The sequence below is a fragment of the Pandoraea thiooxydans genome (genome assembly GCF_001931675.1).
GTDB classification, from domain to species: domain Bacteria; phylum Pseudomonadota; class Gammaproteobacteria; order Burkholderiales; family Burkholderiaceae; genus Pandoraea; species Pandoraea thiooxydans.
Window position 1 is genome coordinate 323470 of record NZ_CP014839.1, and the last position, 21138, is coordinate 344607.

General features: G+C 64.5%; 22 protein-coding genes. 12 read left to right on the forward strand and 10 right to left on the reverse strand.

What is annotated here, in order from left to right; translation table 11 throughout:
* The first annotated feature begins 35 nt into the window (after positions 1–35).
* Positions 36–2147: an HlyD family efflux transporter periplasmic adaptor subunit gene (locus PATSB16_RS01490; RefSeq protein WP_047216126.1), complete on the forward strand. Its 2112-nt coding sequence runs from the start codon at positions 36–38 to the stop codon at positions 2145–2147.
* On the opposite strand, the gene PATSB16_RS01495 is transcribed toward PATSB16_RS01490, so the two are convergent.
* On the reverse strand, positions 2144–2338 hold the full coding sequence (locus tag PATSB16_RS01495) for a hypothetical protein (protein ID WP_047216127.1): 195 nt from the start codon (positions 2336–2338) through the stop codon (positions 2144–2146). The two genes, PATSB16_RS01490 and PATSB16_RS01495, sit on opposite strands and share 4 nt — an antisense overlap.
* 148 nt (positions 2339–2486) lie before the next feature.
* Here PATSB16_RS01495 and groES point away from each other — a divergent pair, with 148 nt between their 5' ends.
* Positions 2487–2777 (forward strand): co-chaperone GroES, encoded by a 291-nt coding sequence (gene groES, locus PATSB16_RS01500; protein ID WP_047216128.1) that lies wholly within the window; start codon positions 2487–2489, stop codon positions 2775–2777.
* A gap of 45 nt (positions 2778–2822) precedes the next feature.
* Positions 2823–4472 carry a chaperonin GroEL gene (gene groL, locus PATSB16_RS01505; RefSeq protein WP_047216129.1) on the forward strand — a complete coding sequence of 550 codons (1650 nt, stop codon included), beginning with the start codon at positions 2823–2825 and terminating at the stop codon, positions 4470–4472.
* 115 nt (positions 4473–4587) lie between these two features.
* Here the strand turns inward: groL and moaC are convergent, their stop codons facing one another.
* From moaC to PATSB16_RS01540, 7 genes are all read right to left on the reverse strand, one after another.
* Positions 4588–5064 carry a cyclic pyranopterin monophosphate synthase MoaC gene (moaC, locus tag PATSB16_RS01510; protein ID WP_047216130.1) on the reverse strand — a complete coding sequence of 159 codons (477 nt, stop codon included), beginning with the start codon at positions 5062–5064 and terminating at the stop codon, positions 4588–4590.
* Positions 5065–5130: 66 nt separating this feature from the next.
* Positions 5131–5745 carry a DUF2946 family protein gene (locus tag PATSB16_RS01515; protein ID WP_047216131.1) on the reverse strand — a complete coding sequence of 205 codons (615 nt, stop codon included), beginning with the start codon at positions 5743–5745 and terminating at the stop codon, positions 5131–5133.
* Positions 5738–6745, reverse strand: a complete 1008-nt coding sequence (locus tag PATSB16_RS01520; RefSeq protein ID WP_047216132.1) for a YheT family hydrolase — start codon at positions 6743–6745, stop codon at positions 5738–5740. Before PATSB16_RS01520 ends, PATSB16_RS01515 begins: the two co-directional genes overlap by 8 nt.
* Position 6746: 1 nt before the next feature.
* Positions 6747–7205 (reverse strand): YybH family protein, encoded by a 459-nt coding sequence (locus PATSB16_RS01525; protein ID WP_047216133.1) that lies wholly within the window; start codon positions 7203–7205, stop codon positions 6747–6749.
* Between the two features lie 5 nt (positions 7206–7210).
* A complete protein-coding gene (gene waaF / locus PATSB16_RS01530) occupies positions 7211–8236 on the reverse strand; it encodes a lipopolysaccharide heptosyltransferase II (protein WP_047216134.1) in 1026 nt (341 codons plus the stop codon).
* Between the two features lie 42 nt (positions 8237–8278).
* Positions 8279–8476: a zinc-finger domain-containing protein gene (locus tag PATSB16_RS01535; protein ID WP_047216135.1), complete on the reverse strand. Its 198-nt coding sequence runs from the start codon at positions 8474–8476 to the stop codon at positions 8279–8281.
* Between the two features lie 66 nt (positions 8477–8542).
* Positions 8543–9463: a branched-chain amino acid transaminase gene (locus PATSB16_RS01540; RefSeq protein ID WP_047216136.1), complete on the reverse strand. Its 921-nt coding sequence runs from the start codon at positions 9461–9463 to the stop codon at positions 8543–8545.
* A 309-nt stretch (positions 9464–9772) separates the two neighbouring features.
* Between PATSB16_RS01540 and PATSB16_RS01545 the strand changes: the two genes are divergently transcribed.
* From PATSB16_RS01545 to PATSB16_RS01585, 9 genes are all read left to right on the forward strand, one after another.
* Entirely contained in the window at positions 9773–10537 is a 765-nt protein-coding gene (locus PATSB16_RS01545) for an AzlC family ABC transporter permease (RefSeq protein ID WP_047216137.1), read from the forward strand.
* Positions 10534–10857 (forward strand): AzlD domain-containing protein, encoded by a 324-nt coding sequence (locus PATSB16_RS01550; protein ID WP_047216138.1) that lies wholly within the window; start codon positions 10534–10536, stop codon positions 10855–10857. The genes PATSB16_RS01545 and PATSB16_RS01550 overlap by 4 nt, the downstream gene beginning before the upstream one ends.
* Before the next feature lie 97 nt (positions 10858–10954).
* Positions 10955–12148: a phosphoglycerate kinase gene (locus PATSB16_RS01555; protein ID WP_047216139.1), complete on the forward strand. Its 1194-nt coding sequence runs from the start codon at positions 10955–10957 to the stop codon at positions 12146–12148.
* 71 nt (positions 12149–12219) lie between these two features.
* Positions 12220–13653, forward strand: a complete 1434-nt coding sequence (pyk, locus tag PATSB16_RS01560) for a pyruvate kinase (RefSeq protein WP_047216847.1) — start codon at positions 12220–12222, stop codon at positions 13651–13653.
* A 63-nt stretch (positions 13654–13716) separates the two neighbouring features.
* A complete protein-coding gene (fba, locus tag PATSB16_RS01565) occupies positions 13717–14781 on the forward strand; it encodes a class II fructose-bisphosphate aldolase (protein WP_047216140.1) in 1065 nt (354 codons plus the stop codon).
* A 186-nt stretch (positions 14782–14967) separates the two neighbouring features.
* A complete protein-coding gene (locus PATSB16_RS01570) occupies positions 14968–15858 on the forward strand; it encodes a phosphoribosylaminoimidazolesuccinocarboxamide synthase (RefSeq protein WP_047216848.1) in 891 nt (296 codons plus the stop codon).
* Between the two features lie 14 nt (positions 15859–15872).
* Positions 15873–16406, forward strand: a complete 534-nt coding sequence (purE, locus tag PATSB16_RS01575; RefSeq protein WP_047216849.1) for a 5-(carboxyamino)imidazole ribonucleotide mutase — start codon at positions 15873–15875, stop codon at positions 16404–16406.
* 56 nt (positions 16407–16462) lie between these two features.
* A complete protein-coding gene (locus tag PATSB16_RS01580) occupies positions 16463–17638 on the forward strand; it encodes a 5-(carboxyamino)imidazole ribonucleotide synthase (protein ID WP_047216141.1) in 1176 nt (391 codons plus the stop codon).
* Positions 17631–18653, forward strand: coding sequence for an L-threonylcarbamoyladenylate synthase (locus PATSB16_RS01585; protein ID WP_047216142.1), 1023 nt, complete (start codon positions 17631–17633; stop codon positions 18651–18653). Before PATSB16_RS01580 ends, PATSB16_RS01585 begins: the two co-directional genes overlap by 8 nt.
* Here the strand turns inward: PATSB16_RS01585 and PATSB16_RS01590 are convergent.
* Both PATSB16_RS01590 and PATSB16_RS01595 read right to left on the reverse strand, forming a co-directional pair.
* The gene (locus PATSB16_RS01590) at positions 18642–20141 is read right to left on the reverse strand and encodes an amidase (protein ID WP_047216143.1); all 1500 of its coding nucleotides are present in this window, start codon (positions 20139–20141) and stop codon (positions 18642–18644) included. The two genes, PATSB16_RS01585 and PATSB16_RS01590, sit on opposite strands and share 12 nt — an antisense overlap.
* A gap of 17 nt (positions 20142–20158) precedes the next feature.
* Complete coding sequence (locus PATSB16_RS01595; RefSeq protein WP_047216144.1) at positions 20159–21013, reverse strand: sterol desaturase family protein; 855 nt, start codon at positions 21011–21013, stop codon at positions 20159–20161.
* Between the last annotated feature and the right edge of the window lie 125 nt (positions 21014–21138).

Consider the following 21138-nt stretch of genomic DNA (forward strand, 5'->3'; position numbering starts at 1 on the left):
TGCCGCGGCTTCCTTCATACTGACGCGGCGCATCGATGTCACACCTTCCTTCTCTTCGCCAGGAACTGAGCCTGACCCCGGGCGCGGCGACGCCCGATGGCGCGCCGACTTGGATGCTCCACGATCCGGCGGGCAATCGCTTCTTCCAGATCGGCTGGCCCGCGTTCGAAATGCTCTCGCGCTGGTCGCTCGACGACCCCGAGGCGATCGTGGCTTCGGTCAATGCGCAGACGACGCTGCGACTGACGAGGGATGACTTCGAAGCGCTCTTGCGGATGCTGCACTATCAGCATTTGCTCGTTGCGGCGAGCCCAGCCGATACCGGGCTGCTCGAGAATGCGGCGGCCGCGCACAAGCTCTCGCGTGCAATGTGGTTGCTCAAGCACTACTTGATGATTCGTGTCCCGCTTTGGCGTCCGATGCCGTTCTTGCGGCGCTTCGCGCGGTATGCGGAAATCGCTTATCGGCCGGCGTTCTGGATGGTGATCGCGCTGATGGCGCTGACTGGCCTCGTGCTCGTGTCGCAGCGCTGGGATGAGTTTATCCACACGTTCCATGGATACGCCGACCTGCGCGGGCTGATTGCGATCGGCGCGGCCATCGCCTGCGCCAAGATATTGCATGAATTCGGTCACGCATTCACGGCGCATCGCTACGGCTGCCGGGTGCCGACGATGGGCGTCGCGCTGCTCGTGATGGTGCCGGTGCTCTATACCGATACGACCGAAGCCTGGAAGGTCCCGGGGCGCGCGCAGCGCCTGCGCATCGGCGCGGCCGGCATGCTGACGGAGCTTGCGCTGGCTGCCGTGGCGACGCTTGCCTGGAGCGTGCTGCCCGATGGCCCGCTGCGCGCCGGCGCGTTTCTGCTCGCAACGACCACATGGATCGGCACGCTGACGATCAACGCGAGCCCGTTCATGCGCTTCGACGGCTACTTCCTGCTGTCGGACTGGCTCGATATGCCGAACCTGCACGACCGGGCCTTCGCATTTGGCCGGTGGTGGCTCGCAGAACGGCTATTCGGCTTCGGCGATCCGCAGCCCGAGCCGTGCGCGGTCAAACGCCGACGCTTTCTGATCGCCTTTTCTTTCGCCACGTGGCTGTACCGGCTGGTCGTCTTTTTTTCGATCGCTTTGATTGTGTATCACACGTTCTTCAAGGCGCTGGGTTTGATGCTGTTTTTCGTCGAGTTCGGCTGGTTCATCGCGCGGCCCGTGGTCCGCGAAATCGCTGCGTGCTGGCATCGCCGCGCGCAGTTGCACTGGCGTCGCGAAACGCGGCGCACCGCGATCATCGGCGCGTTGCTGATAGGCTTTTTCGTGCTGCCTTGGCACGGCGGCGTCAGCGCCCCCGCGGTGCTTGGGCCGTTGCGTGCGCAAGGACTCTACACGCCGGAGGCCGGCTATGTGACGGCGCAGGCGCCGATCGCGCATGACGGGCAGCGTGTGCGCGCGGGGGACGTCCTCGCGGTCCTGGCCTCGCCCGATCTCACGCATCGGCTGCAAGCGGCGCAGGCCGATGAGACCCTGTTGGGCTGGGAGGTCGCGCAACAGCCGTTCGATGAGCGGTTGCTCGAACAAGGGGCGGCGTTGCGTCGCCGATGGGACGCAGCGCGCCAGGCCGTAACGGGGCTCACCGCGCAAGTTGCCCAATTGACGCTGCGCGCTCCGTTTGACGGCATCGTGCAGACCGATGACGCGCTTGCGCCGGGGACATGGCTGCCGCGCGGCGAACACGTATTCGACGTTGTCGGGCCGATTGGCGTGAAGGGGGAAGCGTTCGTCGGCGAGGGCGACGCGGCGCGCGTCGCGGCGGGCGATCGGGTGGATTTCGTCGCAGCGGTACCCGAACTCGGTGTGGTGCACTGCCGGGTGAAGGCTGTCGATCGCGTGAACGCGGCGACGCTCGATGTCCTGTCGCTCGCGAGTGTCTATGGCGGGCCGCTACCCGTGCGGCAAGAACCGGGTACGCATCGACTCGTGCCGCTCACGGCGATCTACCGCGTACGAATCGGAGAATGTCCCGCGCACGAAGCCTGGCCCCGTGAAATCGACGGGACCGCTACGATTGGCGGTGCACGACAAAGCTTTGCGTGGCGTGGGTTGAAGTACCTCGCGTCCGTTTTTCGGCGCGAGGGTGGCGCTTAGGCAGCTGCGAGCGTCAAAGCGTCGCGGATCAGCCGATCATCGAGTGCGCCCGGGGCGAGAGCTGGCCGATAGGGAACGGCGATAGCGGTTGCCGTCGTCGCGCGAGCAATGGCCGGTTGAGCTTGTGCAAGATTCACCGTAACGCGGGCAATGGCATCGCCAAGCGTTACTTGCGACAAAAGAATTTGCATTTTCCCCCACTTCTTGCCTTGAAATTGCAAAACCCCGTCCCTATAATTAGCACTCGTTGGCGCAGAGTGCTAACAATCCTGAATTCAATGAATATGCATCGTCTTGCATATTCCGGTTTGGCAATTTCACTAGAGAAGAGGAGTTTGTATGAACCTTCGTCCCTTGCATGACCGCGTCATCGTCAAGCGCCTGGACAATGAAACGAAAACCGCTTCCGGTATCGTTATTCCTGATGCAGCCGCCGAAAAGCCCGATCAGGGCGAGATTCTGGCCGTCGGTCCGGGCAAGAAAGATGACAAGGGCAATTTGATTGCGCTGGACGTTAAGGTCGGCGATCGTGTGTTGTTCGGCAAGTATGCTGGCCAAAGCGTCAAGATCGACGGCCAGGAATTGCTGGTGATGCGCGAAGAAGACCTGATGGCCGTGGTGAACAAGTAAGCGTCTACTTGACCTATTTCGCAAAGAATTCAAGGAGTTAATGTTATGGCAGCAAAAGAAGTCGTATTTGGTGATGCCGCTCGCGCCAAGATGGTCGAGGGCGTCAATATCCTCGCGAACGCAGTGAAAGTGACGCTCGGCCCGAAGGGTCGCAATGTCGTGCTGGAGCGCAGCTTCGGCGGCCCGACGGTGACCAAGGACGGTGTGTCGGTCGCCAAGGAAATCGAACTGAAAGACAAGCTGCAGAACATGGGCGCGCAAATGGTCAAGGAAGTTGCTTCCAAGACCAGCGACAATGCCGGCGACGGCACCACCACGGCAACCGTGCTGGCACAGTCGATCGTTCGCGAAGGCATGAAGTATGTGGCTTCGGGCATGAACCCGATGGATCTGAAGCGCGGCATCGACAAGGCCGTCGCCGCGGCAGTCGAAGAACTGCACAAGGCCAGCAAGCCCTGCACGACCAGCAAGGAAATCGCGCAAGTCGGCTCGATCTCGGCCAACAGCGATTCGTCGATCGGTGAGCGCATTGCCGAAGCGATGGACAAGGTCGGCAAGGAAGGCGTGATCACCGTCGAAGACGGCAAGTCGCTGGCTGACGAACTGGATGTCGTCGAAGGCATGCAATTCGACCGCGGCTACCTGTCGCCGTATTTCATCAACAACCCGGACAAGCAAGTCGCCGTTCTGGAAAGCCCGTTCGTGCTGCTGTTCGACAAGAAGATTTCGAACATCCGCGATCTGCTGCCGATCCTGGAACAAGTGGCCAAGGCCGGCCGTCCGCTGCTGATCATCGCTGAAGACGTCGAAGGCGAAGCCCTGGCGACGCTGGTGGTCAACAACATTCGCGGCATCCTGAAGACCTGCGCCGTCAAGGCTCCGGGCTTCGGCGATCGTCGCAAAGCCATGCTGGAAGACATCGCTATCCTGACCGGTGGTTCGGTGATCGCCGAAGAAGTGGGCCTGACCCTCGAAAAAGCGACGCTGCAAGACCTCGGCCAAGCCAAGCGCATCGAAATCGGCAAGGAAAACACCATCATCATCGACGGTGCTGGCGATGCCAAGAGCATCGAGGCGCGTGTCAAGCAAGTGCGCGTGCAGATCGAAGAAGCGACCAGCGACTACGACCGTGAAAAGCTGCAAGAGCGCGTTGCCAAGCTGGCTGGCGGTGTGGCAGTGATCAAGGTTGGCGCCGCTACCGAAGTCGAGATGAAGGAAAAGAAAGCGCGTGTGGAAGATGCATTGCACGCGACCCGCGCAGCCGTGGAAGAAGGTATTGTTCCCGGCGGCGGCGTGGCTCTGTTGCGCGCTCGCACCGCGATCGCGGCCGTCAAGGGTGACAATGCCGACCAGGACGCCGGCGTGAAGATCGTGCTGCGTGCGATGGAAGAACCGCTGCGTCAAATCGTATCCAACGGCGGCGAAGAAGCCAGCGTGGTAGTGGCCCGCGTGATCGAGGGCAAGGGTAACTTCGGTTACAACGCCTCGACCGGCGAGTACGGCGATCTGGTGGAAATGGGTGTGGTTGACCCGACCAAGGTCACCCGTACCGCGCTGCAAAACGCCGCTTCCGTGGCCGGTTTGCTGCTGACGACCGATTGCGCCGTCGCAGAACTGCCGAAGGAAGACGCCGGTATGCCGGCTGGCATGCCCGGTGGCATGGGCGGCATGGGCGGCATGGGCATGGATATGTAATATCCGGCACGTGTCGGGGGCGTTTGGCAACAGGCGCTCCGGTCATGAAAAAAGCTCGCGTGCGAACGCGAGCTTTTTTTTCGTGTGCTGCAGCCGAGGGGCGTTGCAGCGATTCCTACGCCGCCACCCAATCTCCCGACTTGCCTCCGTGCTTCTCCAGCACGCGTACGTCGGTCATCGTCATCCCGCGGTCGACCGCCTTGCACATGTCATAGATGGTGAGCAACCCAACCTGCACGGCGGTCAGTGCTTCCATCTCCACCCCGGTGCGGCCCAGCGTTTCGACCTGAGCGCGGCAGTGTACGGCGCTGGCGGCCTCGTCGAGCAGAAACTCCACCGCCACGCGCGTGAGCGCCAGCGGATGGCACAGGGGGATCAGGTCGGCGGTGCGTTTGGCGCCCTGAATCGCCGCGATGCGCGCCACGCCAAGAACGTCGCCCTTTTTAGCGGATCCGCTGCGGATCAGTTGCAGCGTCTGCGGCTGCATGACGATCGTACCGCGCGCGATCGCGACGCGGTGCGTGACATCTTTATTGCCAACGTCGACCATATGGGCCTGACCGGTGGCGTCGAAGTGTGTGAGATTTGCCATGTGACTGAAAATGTACAGAGACGACTCGGATGGCGAACATCATAGCAGCGCGCGTTGGCGCGCAACTCATCGCGTCGTGTCGGTGTCCTTGCGCGGCTTTGCGGCAGGGTGTGGTTCATAGCCGTAGCGCGCAGGCATACTGGCACGCGTGATGGTCCGTAGCGGCAGCATCCGGCCGGTGCCCCAGTGCAGCCGCGCCTCATGCGGCGGCTCGGGCAGCTCGTCCGGCAGGGCATCGTGCTCGCTCAGCAACCCCAGATCGTGATCGTGCAGCACGCCTATGCGTGCCGGTGCGCCGGCCGTGGCCGCGCTCTCGAACAGCACATTGCCTTCGTCGTCGAGCAGGCACGCGACGGGCTCGAACGGCGAGTCCGTCTGATCGGTCAGCGCGGGCGCCTTGTCGCGCCAATCGAGCCGCAAGACGAACGGCGTATAAGCCAATTCAACGTAGACGCGCTGCGGACCATTCTGGAAATACCACTGACCTGAATCATCGCAGCCATAGTTGCGATTGATGAAGCCGTTCAAGGCGGCATGCCGGATTGGCTCGCCCAGACTGCCGGCACGCTGTGCGGCCTCGTCGCGCATGCGCCAGATGCCGCGCCGGTCGAGTGCCAGCCAGCCGAAGCAGTGGGGGACGTTGGGCCATTTGGCCAGCGCTTGCGTGACGATCTCATCCATGGCGAATGAACTTTCCAAAGTAGCCCAGCACGGTGTCGGGCAGCCACGACAGGCGCCCTGGAAAGGGCGACGTCATGAACCCGACATGTCCGCCCTGGGCTGGTTGCAGCAATTCGACATGCGCACCGACTTCGGCCGGACCCGGCAAATGCGCAGCCGGCAGGAACGGATCGTTACGGGCATTGAGCACCAATGTCGGCAAGGTGATGGCCGGCAACAGGGGTTTGCTGGAAGCCCGTGTCCAGTAGTCGAGGGTATCGCGAAAACCGTGCAGCGGCGCGGTAACGACGTTGTCGAAGGCAGCCAGGTCGGGTGCGGCCAGCATGGCGTCGCGATCGAACAGGCCCGGATACTGAAGCAGTTTGGCGAGCGATTTTTTCTTGAGCGTGGCCAGGAAATTGCGCGTGTAAATGCGATTGAACCCTCGCCCGAGCGCGGCGCCGCCGGCATTCAGGTCGAGCGGTGCGGAGATCGCGCAGGCGGCATCGACGATGGCACTTGCGTCGGTACCCTGGCGCCCCAGCCAGCACAACAGCACGTTGCCGCCGAGCGAGACGCCGGCCGCGAAAATCGGGCCGGCATGCTGGCTGCGCAGTCGCCGCAGAATCCAGTCCGCTTCGGCGCTGTCGCCCGAGTGGTAAAAGCGTGGCGCCTGGTTCAAGCGCCCACCGCAGCCACGAAAGTGCGGTACCACACCGCGCCAGCCGCGTGCGTTCAGGGCAGCCATGAGAGCCCGTGCGTAGTGGCTGTCGGACCCACCCTCGAGCCCATGAAACAGAACCACCAACGGTGTTTGCGCGGTGGTCGTTCCGTTTGTTGCAAGCCAGTCGACGTCGATGAAGTCGCCGTCCGGCGTGCACCATTCTTCGCGCCGGTAGGCGGGCGTCGGCGTGCGGCCAAACAGGGCGGGGTAGATCGTCTGGCTGTGGGCCTCAGGCAGCCAGCCTGGGGCGCGATAATCGATTCGGGCCGTGAGATGCTTCGGCGGCACGCCGGACATCTCAGTGCAACCCGTCGGGGCGTGAGCGCATCAGCGAGCCGAATTGCTCGATAGCCGGCTGCGGCAGCGGGCTCGAATGGATGTGGGCGAAGCGCCAATCGCCGCCGTCGTGCACCAATACATAGGTGGTGTGAATCAGGCGTGCGGGCGCAGCCGGCGCGCTCCCGCCAGTGCCGCTTCGCAACGCTTCGGTGGCGGTGTGAACCACCGTGCCGACGGTATCGTACTCGGCGGTCTCCACCGGCTCGATCAGAATGACGCTTTGCGCGAGTTGCTCGGCCAACCCCTGGCGGATCTGCTCGAGGCCCGCCAGGCGCATGCCGTCGGGGCGGATATAGCTGACGAAATCCTCGTTGGCCCAGAGCAGCATCGCCTGATCGGTCTGCCCGCGACGCAGTGCATCGTAGAAGGCGGTGATGGTGTCAGCGGCGGCGTCGAAGAGGCGAACGAAGCGAGGCATGGCGGTTACCGTTGCGTCAGGAGCAAATTGCGTAGGTTGGCGAATGCGTGCTCCGGTGTCAGCTCGTTCAGGCAGCGCAGGTGCCCGAGTGGGCATTCGCGTGCAAAACACGGACTGCAATCCAGGTGGAGCCAAAGCACGTGCGCGGCACTCGACAGCGGAGGCGTGTGCCGCGGATCGGACGAACCGAACAGCGCGATTTGCGGCCGCCGCAGGGCGGCCGTCACGTGCATCAGCCCGGAGTCGTTGCTGACCACGGCGTTCGCTCGTCCGAGTATCGCACAGGCTTCCGACAAAGAGGTCTGGCCGCACAAATTTTGCACGAACGGGGCTGCCGCGGCGATTTCCTGCGCCAACGCGCCATCTTTGGCCGAGCCCAGCGCGATGATCTGCGTATAGGGAAACGAGCGCCTGACCAATTGCGCCAGCGCGGCGAAATGCCCGCTCGGCCAGCGCTTGGCAGGACCGTACTCGGCGCCCGGACAAAACACGACCAGCGGCACGCGCAAGTCCAGGCCAAAGCGCTGGTAGACGCGGGCCGATTCGTTCAGGTCGGAGTCGATGCGCGGGGTTGGCAAGTCGGCCGGCAGGCTGGCGCCCGGCGCGAACGCCAGCGCGGCGTAATGGCGCACCATCGGCGGACGCTCGGTCTTGGGCGGATTGGCGTGCCGCACATTGAGCAGCCCATAGCGTTGCTCGCCGGTATAGCCGATGCGCAGCGGAACACGCGCGAGCCACGGAATCAGCGCCGACTTGAACGAGTTCGGCAGCACATAGGCGGCGTCATAACCTTCGTCGGCCAGCGCGCCGGCCAATTGCCAGCGTGCGATCGGCTGCAGCTTGCCGTGCGCCAGATCGGTCGCCACCACGCGGTCGACCTCCGGCATGCGCTCCAGGATGGGCGCCACCCAGCCCGGCGCGATGGCGTCGATCTGCAAGCGGGGGTGAAGCCGTTTGAGCAGCACGAACAGCGGTTGGGCCATCAGTGCATCGCCGATCCAATTGGGGGCGATTACCAGAGCTTTACGCATTGTGCCTCACGGCACGTGTCTGACTGGAGGCGCGATAGGCTTTCAATGATGGCCTTTCACGACGGCGCCTTCTTTCAGGCGGTAACGCGTGCCGCAATAGGGGCACGCGGCTTCGCCATGCATCACGTCGATGAATACGCGCGGATGTTCATTCCACAGTTCCATGCGGGGATTCGGGCAATGTACGGGCAAATCTTCGGCGCCGACTTCGACCAGCGGCATTTCTTTTACTGCACTCATTGGGGGCCTCGAGAAAAAGACGCAATGGCCGGCGCATCGCAGATGTCGCCGGCAGTTTGTTATCGGTTAGATTTTAGTGAGCCACTCTTTGTATTTGGGATTCTTGCCCCCGACCACGTCGAAAAAGGCGCTTTGCAGCTTTTCCGTGATCGGGCCGCGCCGGCCTTCGCCGATGGTGCGATTGTCCAGCTCGCGAATGGGCGTGACCTCGGCGGCGGTGCCGGTGAAGAAGGCTTCGTCGGCACAGTACATTTCGTCGCGTGTGATGCGCTTTTCAATGACGGGAATGCCATGGTCGCGCGCCAGCGTCATTACCGCGTCGCGTGTGATGCCGTCCAGGCAGGAGGCCAGATCGGGCGTGTAGATCTTGCCGTCGCGCACGATAAACACGTTCTCGCCCGACCCTTCCGAGACGTAGCCATCGGTGTCGAGCAACAGCGCTTCGTCGTAGCCGTCGGTAGTCGCTTCCTGGTTGGCCAGAATCGAGTTCGCATACCAGGCACAGGCCTTGGCGCGCACCAGCGACACGTTCACATGATGGCGCTGGAACGATGACGTCTTGACGCGAATGCCCTGCGCCATGCCTTCTTCGCCCAGGTAAGCGCCCCACGGCCAGGCTGCAATCGCCACGTGGATCGTGTTGCCCTTGGCCGAGACGCCCAGCTTTTCCGAGCCGACCCAGATGATCGGGCGGATATAGCAGGATTCCAGCTGGTTGGCCCGCACCACCTCGAGTTGGGCGTTGGCGATGGTGGCTTGATCGAACGGCACCGCCATCTGGAAGATCTTGGCGGAATTGAACAGCCGCCGGGTGTGTTCCTTGAGACGGAAAATCGCCGTGCCCTCGGTGGTCTGGTAGGCGCGGACGCCCTCGAAGACGCCCATGCCATAGTGCAAAGTGTGGGTCAGGACGTGAATCTTCGCATCGCGCCACTCGATGAGCTTGCCGTCCATCCAGATTTTGCCGTCGCGGTCGGCCATTGACATAGTGATCTCCAGTGAAAGGGGGCGGTATCTTGATCGTTGGAGCGCGCCTCACGCGCGCCATTCCGTAGACCGCTATTGTAAAACAGCCGCCCGCCTTGCGGGCCGCTTGTCGTTGCCGTGCCGCTGCCGTGCCGTCGCCTTCTCGCGCCGCCCGCCGGGCGTTGTCCGCGTGCGACAGCACAGCAGCAAACGCTATTAAGCATTCGCTTACATTCGCTATAATGCCCGACATTCCGCTCACAATGAAACGAGACAAGCCGTCCTCTCGGCCGTGCGTGCCTGCCCGGGCCGCGCGCCGCCGGCCACCCTATGCTGAACCGCCTGCCCGAATTTGAACGCCGCGCCTTCCTGGCCGGCATGCGAGTTATTTCCCCCACGGCGATGGCGGTTTTCTCCTGGGGGCTGGTGACCGGCATCGCCATGAGCAAGTCCTCGCTGACTTTGCCGCAGGCGATTGGCATGTCATTGCTCGTATACGCCGGCTCGGCCCAACTGGCCACGTTGCCGCTATTCGCCGCCAACCTGCCGCTGTGGATGATCCTGTTGACTGCGGCGATGGTAAATCTGCGTTTCCTTATCTTTAGCGCGGGCCTGCAGCCGCATTTTGCACATTTGCCGCTGTGGCGGCGGGTGATTCTCGGTTTTCTCAACGGCGACATTGCCTTCGTCATGTTCATGCGCCAGGGGTACGAGCCAGGTCACGTACCTGGCAAGGAGAGCTTTTACCTGGGGCTGACTTTGACGAATTGGGTTGCCTGGCAAGTTTCGTCGATCCTGGGCATTCTGCTGGCCAGCGCCATTCCGGACTCCTGGGGGCTCGAATTTGCCGGTACGCTGGCGTTGATCCCGGTGCTGGTGCACACCGTCATTAATCGCTCCACCGCAATGGCCGTGCTGGTCTCCTCGGTGCTGGTGCTGTTGGCATTCAACCTGCCTTACCGGCTGAGTCTGCTGCTCGCGGTGGTCGCGGCAATCGCCGCGGGCATGGCGTGCGACGAGATGGCGGAACGCGTCAAGTTGCGCCAGATCAACGCGATGGCGGCGTCCGGCCGCAAGACGGAGGAGCGCTCATGAGTGCCTGGGAAGTCTGGCTGGCCATCGTTGCGATGATGGTCGTGACGATCTTGCTTCGGTCGGGTTTCCTGCTCGCGGGCGAGCGCGTGGTGCTGCCCGCGCGCGTGCAGCGCGCCCTGCGCTACGCTCCAGCGGCGGCGCTGGCGGCCATCGTGGTGCCCGATACGCTGCTCTGGCACAGCCATTTCGCATTCTCCGTCGGCAACCCGCAACTGGTCAGTGGCGTGTTCGCCGTTGCGTGGTATGCGTGGCGGCGCAATATGCTCGAGATGATCCTGCTTGGCATGGCGGTCTTTACCGTCGCTCGTCTGTATCTATAGCAGATTCCGGGGCGACGATACGGAGCCTAGATTCGCGTTTTATGGATAGGGGTTCAGGTAAAATGGTCGTTTTTTCGACTCATCTCCTTTCCTTGCCATGTCCACTGTTTTGCGTCTTTCCGATTTGATTGCCCAGGGCAAAGTTGCCGGCCAACGTGTCTTTATCCGCGCCGACCTGAACGTGCCGCAAGACGATCATGGCAATATTACCGAAGACACGCGGATTCGCGCCTCGGTGCCGGCCATCGAGATGTGCCGCAAGGCGGGCGCCGCGGTGATGGTCAGCTCCCACCTGGGCCGCCCGACCGAGGGCGAGTTCAAGCCCGAAGACTCGCTGGCGCCGGTGGCGGCCCGGCTGTCCGAGCTGCTGGGTTGCGAGGTCAAGCTGATCAGCCAGTGGGTCGACGGCGGCTTCGATGTCACGGCGGGACAGGTCGTGCTGCTGGAAAACTGCCGGTTGAACAAGGGCGAGAAAAAGAATAACGACGAGCTGGCCCGCAAGATGGCCAAGCTGTGCGATATCTACGTGAACGATGCGTTCGGCACGGCGCATCGCGCCGAAGCCACCACCTACGGCATCGCCCAATATGCGCCGGTGGCCTGCGCCGGTCCGCTGCTGGCGGCCGAACTCGATGCGCTGGGCAAGGCGCTCGGGCAGCCCGCGCGGCCGCTGGTGGCGATCGTTGCCGGCTCCAAGGTATCGACCAAGCTCACCATTCTGCAGTCGCTGGCCGACAAGGTCGATCAACTGATCGTGGGCGGCGGCATCGCCAATACCTTTATGCTCGCTGCGGGGCTGCCGATCGGCAAATCGCTGGCCGAGGCCGATCTGGTCGAACAAGCCAAGTCGATCATCGACACCATGGCCAAGCGCGGCGCGTCGGTGCCGATCCCGGTGGACGTCGTGTGCGCAAAGGAATTCAGCGCCGACGCCTCGGCCACGGTCAAGGACGCCCGCGACGTCGCGCCCGACGACATGATTCTCGATATCGGTCCGAAATCCGCGCAAGCACTCGCCGAACAGCTCGCCAAGGCCGGCACGATTGTCTGGAACGGCCCGGTCGGCGTATTCGAATTCGACCAGTTCGGCCACGGAACCGAAACGCTGGCGCGCGCGATCGCCGCGTCGTCGGCCTTCTCGATCGCCGGCGGCGGCGATACGCTGGCGGCGATTGCCAAATACGGGATCGCCAATCAAATTGACTATATTTCAACTGGCGGCGGCGCATTCCTGGAATTCCTCGAGGGCCGGAAACTGCCTGCCGTCGAGATCCTGGAAAAACGCGCTTGAGCGCTCGTGTCGGTGCTTCGCGCCGGTTTCCCGCAGTGCACCATGAGGACGACAAGATGGATGTTGACGTATTGAAGCGTGCCACCAAGATCGTTGCCACCATCGGCCCGGCCTCCAGTGCGCCGGAGGTGCTCGAGCGCATGATCGCCGCCGGGGTCGACGTGGTGCGGCTGAACTTCTCGCACGGCACGGCGCAGGACCACATCGATCGGGCCACGGCGGTGCGCGAAGCGGCTCGGCGGGCCGGGCGCGAAGTGGCGATCATGGCCGACCTGCAAGGGCCGAAGATCCGTGTCGGCAAGTTCGAGCAAGGCAAGGTCATGCTCGCGGCCGGCGCCGGCTTCATTCTCGACGCAACCTGCGAGCTCGGCAATCAGGAACGGGTCGGGCTCGACTACGTCGATTTGCCGCGCGATGTCAGACCGGGCGACAAGCTGCTGCTCAACGACGGCCTGATCGAACTGGTGGTCGACCGCGTCATGGGCAGTCAGATCTTCACCACCGTCAAGGTGGGCGGCGAGCTCTCGAACAACAAGGGCATCAATCGCCAGGGCGGCGGGCTGACCGCGCCGGCGCTGACGGCCAAGGATATGGAAGACATCAAGACGGCGATGGCCCTGCAGGCCGATTTCGTCGCGGTGTCGTTTCCGAAAAGCGCCACCGACATGGAGATGGCGCGGCAATTGGCCAATATCGCTGGCGCGCCGCATGGCATCCGGCCACACATGATCGCCAAGATCGAGCGCGCCGAGGCGATTCCGGCACTGGCGGAAATTCTCGGGGCGTCCGACGGCATCATGGTCGCGCGCGGCGATCTGGCCATCGAAGTCGGCAATGCGGCGGTGCCGGCACTGCAAAAGCGCATGATCCGCATGGCGCGGGAGGCCAACAAGGTGGTCATCACGGCCACCCAGATGATGGAGTCGATGATCCATAATCCGGTGCCCACGCGCGCCGAGGTGTCCGATGTCGCCAACGCGGTGCTCGACGGTACCGATGCCGTCATGACGTCGGCCGAGACCGCCGCGGGCAAGTATCCGATCGAAACCGTCGAGACCATGGCCGCGGTTTGCCTGGAAGCCGAAAAATCGGAGCACGTGGAACTCGATCACGATTTCATGGACCAGACCTTTACCCGCATCGACCAATCGATCGCGGCAGGGGCCTTGTTCACCGCCCATCACCTGCGTGCCAAGGCGATCGTCGCGCTCACCGAATCCGGCGCCACCGCGCTGTGGATGAGCCGCCACAAGATCCACGTACCGGTCTTCGCGCTCACGCCGCAGGTCGCCAGCGAACGCAAGATGGCGCTGTACCGCAACGTTCGGCCGCTGCACGCCGACGCCAGCCTCGACCGCGACGTCGCGCTCAAGCAGGCCGAACAACTGCTGCTCGAGCATGGCATCGTGCGGCGCGGCGATACCATCGTGCTCACCGTGGGTGAACCGATGGGACAGCCAGGCGGCAGCAACACCCTGAAAATCGTCCAGGTCGGGCGGGTCTGAGACACGCGCAAGGGCGCCACTGACCGATTCGCTACTGAATTTATTTGCATCAAGGAGATAACCATGCCTCTCGTATCCATGCGGCAACTGCTTGACCACGCCGCCGAGCACAGCTACGGCTTGCCGGCCTTCAATGTTAACAACCTCGAGCAGGTGCAGGCCATCATGGCCGCGGCCGACGAAGTCGGCGCGCCGGTCATCATGCAGGCCTCGGCCGGGGCCCGCAAATATGCCGGCGAAGCGTTTTTGCGTCATCTGATCGACGCGGCGGTCGAAGCCTATCCGCACGTGCCGGTCGTGATGCACCAGGATCACGGCCAGTCGCCGGCGGTGTGCATGGCGGCGATCCGCAGTGGCTTTACCAGCGTGATGATGGACGGCTCGCTGCAGGCCGACGGCAAATCGGTTGCCACCTATGAATACAACGTCGAGGTGTCGCGCCAGGTGGTGGCGTTCTCGCACGCGATCGGCGTGACCGTCGAAGCCGAGCTGGGCGTGCTGGGCTCGCTCGAAACCATGAAGGGCGACAAGGAAGACGGGCACGGCGCCGAGGGCACGATGACCCGCGAGCAGTTGCTGACCGACCCCGATCAGGCCGCCGATTTCGTCAAGCAGACGCAATGCGACGCGCTGGCCATCGCCATCGGCACCTCGCACGGCGCCTATAAGTTCAGCCGCAAGCCGACGGGCGACATTCTCGCCATCGAGCGCATCAAGGAAATCCACCGCCGCATCCCGAATACCCATCTGGTGATGCACGGCTCGTCGTCGGTGCCGCAGGAGCTGCTGGCCGAGATTCGCCAGTTCGGCGGCGACATGAAGGAAACCTACGGGGTGCCGGTCGAGGAAATCCAGGAAGGCATCAAGCACGGCGTGCGCAAGGTCAACATCGATACCGACATCCGGCTGGCGATGACCGGTGCGGTGCGCCGCTTCCTGTTCGAGAATCCGGGCAAGTTCGATCCGCGCGACTATCTCAAGCCGGCCCGCGAAGCCGCCAAACAAATCTGCAAGGCCCGCTATCTGGCCTTCGGCTGCGAAGGGCAAGGCGCCCGGATCAAACCGGTGGCGCTCGAAAAAATGGCCGAGCGCTACACCAAGGGCGAGCTCGCGCAGATCGTCCAGTAAGCCGATAACGGCAAATCGCGGCCGGGCACCTTGCCCGGCCATGCACGGGAATCCCTCCCGGGCGGACTGCCCGCGAGGGATTTTTCGTCGGCGCCGCCGTCCCGGCGCGGGCGTCATTTTTGCGGCCGACGAGTATAATTCGCTCTTTGCTCCCTCTTGAACGAGCCCGCCGTGACTGCCAACGCCATCCCAGCCCTCTACGAATCCCATCTCACCAGCCTGCCGCTGCTCTCGCGTGGCAAGGTGCGCGACAACTACGCCGTCGGCGACGACAAATTGCTGATCGTCACCACCGATCGGCTGTCGGCGTTCGACGTCGTGATGGGCGAGCCGATTCCCGGAAAGGGGCGGGTGCTCAACCAAATGGCCGAATTCTGGTTCGCCAGGCTCGGGCATATCGTGCCCAATCACCTGACGGGCGTCGAGCCGCGCAGCGTGGTCGCGGCCGACGAAGCCGCGCAGGTCGAGGGCCGGGCGATGGTGGTCAAGCGGCTCAAGCCGATCCTGGTCGAGGCGGTAGTGCGCGGCTACCTGGCGGGCAGCGGCTGGAAAGACTATCAAGCCAGCGGTGCGGTGTGCGGCGTCAAGCTGCCGGCCGGCCTGCAAAACGCCCAGCGCCTGCCGGAGCCGATCTTCACCCCGGCGGCCAAGGCCGAAATGGGGCATCACGACGAAAACATCACGTTCGACGAAATGCAGCGGCGCATCGGCCCGGCGCTGGCCGAGCGCATTCACGACATCAGTATCCGCCTGTATCGCGAAGCCGCCGAATACGCCGCCACGCGCGGCATCCTGATCGCCGACACCAAATTCGAGTTCGGTCTGGACGACCAGGGCGAGCTGTACCTGATGGATGAGATCCTGACCGCCGATTCATCACGATTCTGGCCGGCCGACTCCTACGTGGTGGGCAGCAATCCGCCGTCGTTCGACAAGCAGTTCGTGCGCGACTGGCTGGAAACCCAGCCGTGGAAAAAGGAGCCGCCCGCGCCCAGGTTGCCGGCCGAGGTGATCGAGAAAACCGCCGCCAAATACCGCGAAGCGCTCGAGCGCCTGACCGGCCAGGCCTTGAAGTAATGGGCGGCGCCGACATGACTGCTACTGAACAAGCCGCCGCACCCGCTGCCCAGTCTGCCCAGGCGCCGCTGGTGGGCGTCGTGATGGGCTCCAGTTCCGACTGGGACGTGATGCAACACGCTGCCGCGATTCTGCGCGAATTCGGCATACCGTTCGAGGCGCGGGTCGTCTCGGCGCACCGCATGCCCGACGACATGTACCGTTACGCCGAGCAGGCGCGCTCGCGCGGCCTGCGCGCGATCATTGCCGGCGCCGGCGGCGCCGCGCACCTGCCGGGCATGCTGGCGGCCAAGACGATCGTGCCGGTGCTGGGCGTGCCGGTGCCCAGCAAATACCTGCGCGGCGAAGACTCGCTGCTGTCGATCGTGCAAATGCCCAAAGGGATTCCGGTGGCGACCTTCGCCATCGGCGAGGCTGGCGCGGCCAATGCGGCGCTGTGCGCGATCGCCTTGCTGGCCGCCGGCGACGCCGATCTGGCCGAGCGCCTGGAACAGTTTCGCGCGCGCCAGACCGAAGCGGCGCGCGGCATGCAGTTGCCGCAGCCCTGAGGTTGGCGGTTTGACCGTCCGCCTCGCGGGAGGCGGCGACCCCACACGTAAAAACGATGAAACCTGAACCGATTCTTCCGGGTGCCTGGCTCGGCATGTTGGGCGGCGGCCAATTAGGGCGCATGTTCTGCTTCGCGGCCCAGTCCATGGGATACAAGGTCTGCGTGCTCGATCCCGATCCGCGCTGCCCGGCCAGCGCCGTGGCCGACCGCCATCTGTGCGCGCCGTACCTCGATGAAGCAGCGCTGGCCGAGCTGGCGGCGCTGTGCGAGGCCGTCTCGACCGAATTCGAAAACGTGCCGGCCCAGGCGCTCGATTTTCTGGCGCGCCAGGTCAACGTCAGTCCTGCCGGCCGGTGCGTGGCAATTGCCCAGGACCGCATTGCTGAAAAGCGCTTTATCGCCGCCTGCGGCGTGCCGGTCGCGCCGCATCTGGTGATCGAATCGGGCCAGGCGCTCGCCGCGCTCGACGACGCGGCGCTCGCCGGCGTGCTGCCCGGCATTCTCAAGACCGCCCGTCTGGGCTATGACGGCAAGGGGCAGGTGCGCGTCGACAGCGCGGCCGACGTGCGTGCCGCACATGCGTCGATGAACGGCGTGCCATGCGTGCTCGAAAAGCGCCTGGCACTGGCGTTCGAAGTATCGGTGCTGATCGCGCGCGGCGTCGACGGCGCGGTGGCCGCGTACCCGCTTGCGCAGAACGTGCATGCCAACGGCATTCTGGCCACCACCACGGTGCCGGCGCCCGATGCCAGCGAGATCGTGCGGCAGGCCGCGCGCGACGCTGCGCAGGCGATCGCCGCCCGGATGGATTACGTCGGCGTGCTGTGCGTGGAGTTTTTCGTGCTGCGCGACGGCTCGCTGGTGGCCAACGAAATGGCGCCGCGTCCGCACAACAGCGGGCACTACACCATCGATGCATGCGCCGCCAGTCAGTTCGAGCAGCAAGTGCGGGCGATGACGCGACTGCCGCTGGGCGACACGCGCCAGCATTCGCCGGCGGTGATGCTCAATGTGCTGGGCGATGTGTGGTTCGCGCAGGGCAATCCGATCACGCCGCGCTGGCACGAAGTGACGGCGCTGCCGTCGGCGCGGCTGCATCTGTATGGCAAGGAAGAGGCCCGTGCGGGCCGCAAAATGGGCCACATCACCTTTGCCGCGCAGACGCTCGACGAGGCATGCGAGGCCGCGCGCGACGCTGCCCGCTTGCTGTGCATCCCCCTGGATGCGTGAGCGCCGACCTCTCATGATGCCGACCCAGGAAGAAATTCGCCAGGCAGCCGATCTGCTGGAAGCGGGCGAACTCGTCGCCTTTCCCACCGAGACGGTTTACGGTCTGGGCGGCGACGCCGAGAATCCGCAGGCGGTCGCCGCGATATATGCGGCCAAGGGGCGGCCCGCCGATCACCCGGTGATCGTGCATCTGGCACCCGGCGCGGACCCCGGCTACTGGAGCGATGCCATCGGGCCGGCCGCACGGGCGCTGATCGATGCGTTCTGGCCCGGCCCGCTGACGTTGATCCTCAAGCGCGCGCCGCATATCCACCCGGCGGTCAGCGGGGGGCAGGACTCAGTGGGTTTGCGTTGCCCGTCCCATCCGGTCGCGCAGGCGCTGCTACGGGCATTCAAACAGGGCCGCGGCGGTGTGGCGGCGCCATCGGCCAATCGCTTCGGGCGCGTGAGCCCGACCACCGCGCAGCATGTGCGCGATGAGTTCGAGGGCCTGCCCGGCGTCAAGGTGCACGTGCTCGACGGCGGCGCCACGCCGGTCGGCATCGAGTCGACCATTCTCGATCTGTCGCGCGGGTTCCCGGCGCTGCTGCGCCCGGGGCACATCACACCGGAGCAGATTGCCGAGGTAATCGGCGAGGTGCCGCGCATGCCGCAGACCGACAGCGACGCGCCACGCGCCTCGGGCACCCTGAAGGCGCATTACGCGCCGCGCACGCCGCTGTTTCTGTTCGATGCGCCCGCCTTGCCGGCCGCGCTGTCGGTGCGCCGTCCCGGCGAGCGCGTCGCCGTCGCGGCATTCGAGGCAACGCTGGCAACGGTGCACGGCGATGGCATTCTCGCCGTGCAATTGCCGGCCGAGCCGGCCGCGCTGGCCAGCGCGCTCTACGCGCTGCTGCGCCAGCTCGATGCGGCCGGTGTCTCCCATATCCTGTTCGAGCGCCTGCCGGCTCGCCCCGAGTGGGCGGCGGTCGACGACCGCCTGCAGCGCGCAGCCGCGGCCTTTTCAGCCGACTGAGCGCGCCACCTCCGGCACCCGGTCGAACCACGGCCGGGCCCGCTCCAATTGTCCGGCGAGGCGAAACAGCATGCCCTCGGCGCCGGCCGGCGCGATGAATTGCACGCCCATCGGCAGCCCGTCGGCAGTCCAATGCAACGGCATCGACATCGCCGGCACACCCGTCATGTTGGCCAGTTGCGTAAATGGCACCCAGCGCAGATTGCGCAGCGCGATGTCATGCACCACGCCCGAACGCAAGATCGGACGCGCCTGCCCAAGCGCCGTCAGCAGGCGTAACGCCGCGCCCCGCCAGGCCGGCGTGGTCACCTCGCCGATATGCGGCGGCGGGTGGGCCACGGTAGGCGTCAAGAGCAGATCGAAGCGCTGGTGGAATTCACCCAACTGGCGAGCCACACGATTGACGCGTTCGTAAGCACCGTAATACTCATCGGCGCGCGTGGCGCGGCCCATCGCCGCGAGCGACAGCGTGTCGGGCTCGAAGCCATGACGGCCGCATCCAAGAAGGGTCTGCGCCTGGCCTAGAACATGGGCGGTGACGGCGAACCAGATCGTCATGAAATCGCGCGCCAACTGGTGTCCGTCGATTGCCGGCGCGGCCGGCTCGACGTCATGCCCCAGCGAGTCGAGCAAACTGGCGGTGCGCTCCACTGCGTCGACGGCCTCGGGATGGAGCGGCGTGTCGATCGGCGAGCGCGTCATGAAGGCGATGCGCAACGGTTCGGGCTCGCGAGATACCTCGGCCAGATACGAGCCGGCCGGCGGCGCCGGCACATACAGCGAGGCCGGTTCCGGGCCGTGAGTCGCATCGAGCATGGCGGCGCTGTCGCGCACCGAACGCGTGAGCACGTGGGTCATTGCCGCGCCGTGCATCTGCTCGCCCAGGTCGGGGCCCCATGGCGTGCGTCCGCGCCCGGGCTTGAAGCCAAACAGGCCGCAATACGAGGCGGGAATACGGATCGAACCGCCGCCGTCGCTGGCGCCGGCGATCGGCACGATGCCGGCGGCGACCGCGCTGGCCGAGCCGCCCGAAGATCCCCCCGAGACATGCTCGAGGTTCCAGGGGTTGCGCGTCGGGCCCCAGGCCAGCGGTTCGGTGACCGCCTTGCTGCCGAATTCAGGAGAATTGGTGCGACCGAATACCACCACCCCCGCGTTCAGCCAGCGCTTGACGATTTCGGCGTGCACCGCCGGTCGGTAATCGGCGTCCTTGAAAGCGCGGCTGCCGGAGGTGCTTGGCGCGCCGGCATAATCCTGCAGCAGATCCTTGAGCAAAAACGGCACGCCGGCGAACGGCCCGTGCAACGCCTCGCCAGTCCTCTGGCGGGCAATCTCGGTCATCGGAATCACGATTGCATTGAGTGCCGGATTGACCGCTGCCGCGCGCGCGAGCGCCGCCTCCAGCAATTCGGCCGCACTGACTTCGCGCCGGCGCACCAGATCGGCCAGCCCGAGTCCGTCGTAGCGGACATATTCCCCGTATTCCAATCAGTTCTCCCCGTGGATCACGACGGCAGGTCGGTACGCCGACGGCGCCACTCGGGCGGCCCGAACACCGCCATCCATTTATTTTTCCAACCCGGCAACAATAGAAAATCCCGTAGCATAGCGCGCCATTCGTGGAAGGTGAGCGTCACCGGGTTGTGCGAATGAATTTGCTCGACGATGCCATACTCGCATGGGTCGGCCTCGTTCTCTGGCACGAACGAGCCGAACAGACGATCCCAGATCACCAGCACACCGGCGTAATTGCGGTCGATGTAGCGCGGATTGCGTGCATGATGGACGCGATGGATCGACGGCGTGTTGAACACGTATTCGAGCCAGCCGAGCCGGGGGATGGCCTGGGTGTGCACGAAAAACTGAAATGCAAGATTCAACAGCACGATGGCGACGATCTGGCGCGGTGGAAAACCCAGCAGCGCCATTGGCGCCCAGAACAGCCACATGCCGGCCACCGGGTACATCAGGCTCTGCCGGAACGCGGTCGAGAGATTCAGGCGGGTCGACGAATGGTGCACGACATGCGCGGCCCACAGCCAGCGCACGCGGTGGCTGGCGCGATGGAACACGTAGTACAGCAGGTCCTGCACCAGGAACAGCAGCAGGAATTCGACCCAGCCCGGGCGCATCGTGAAGATCCGGTAGTGCGTGTAGATCCACGCATAGACCGGAATCACGAAGAGCCAGGCCAGCTTGTCGGCCCCCTGATGCATCAGCGCCAGCGCCGCGTTACTGACAGTGTCGGTCAACGAGTAGATGGGCTGCTGGCGGCGTCGCCAATACCACGCCTCCCAGCCGATGCACAGCAGGAATACCGGCGCGAGGGCCAGCAAAATGAGTTCGGGGTCGAAATGCACGCGCGTCTCCTGGCGGCTGGTTGTGCCGCTCGGTATTGTCGGTTTGCCCGCATGATGGCATGCGCAGCCGAGCGCGCGCGCTGCGGCATGTAGAGTAATGCTTCGAAATTTCGCCGCTCGCGCCG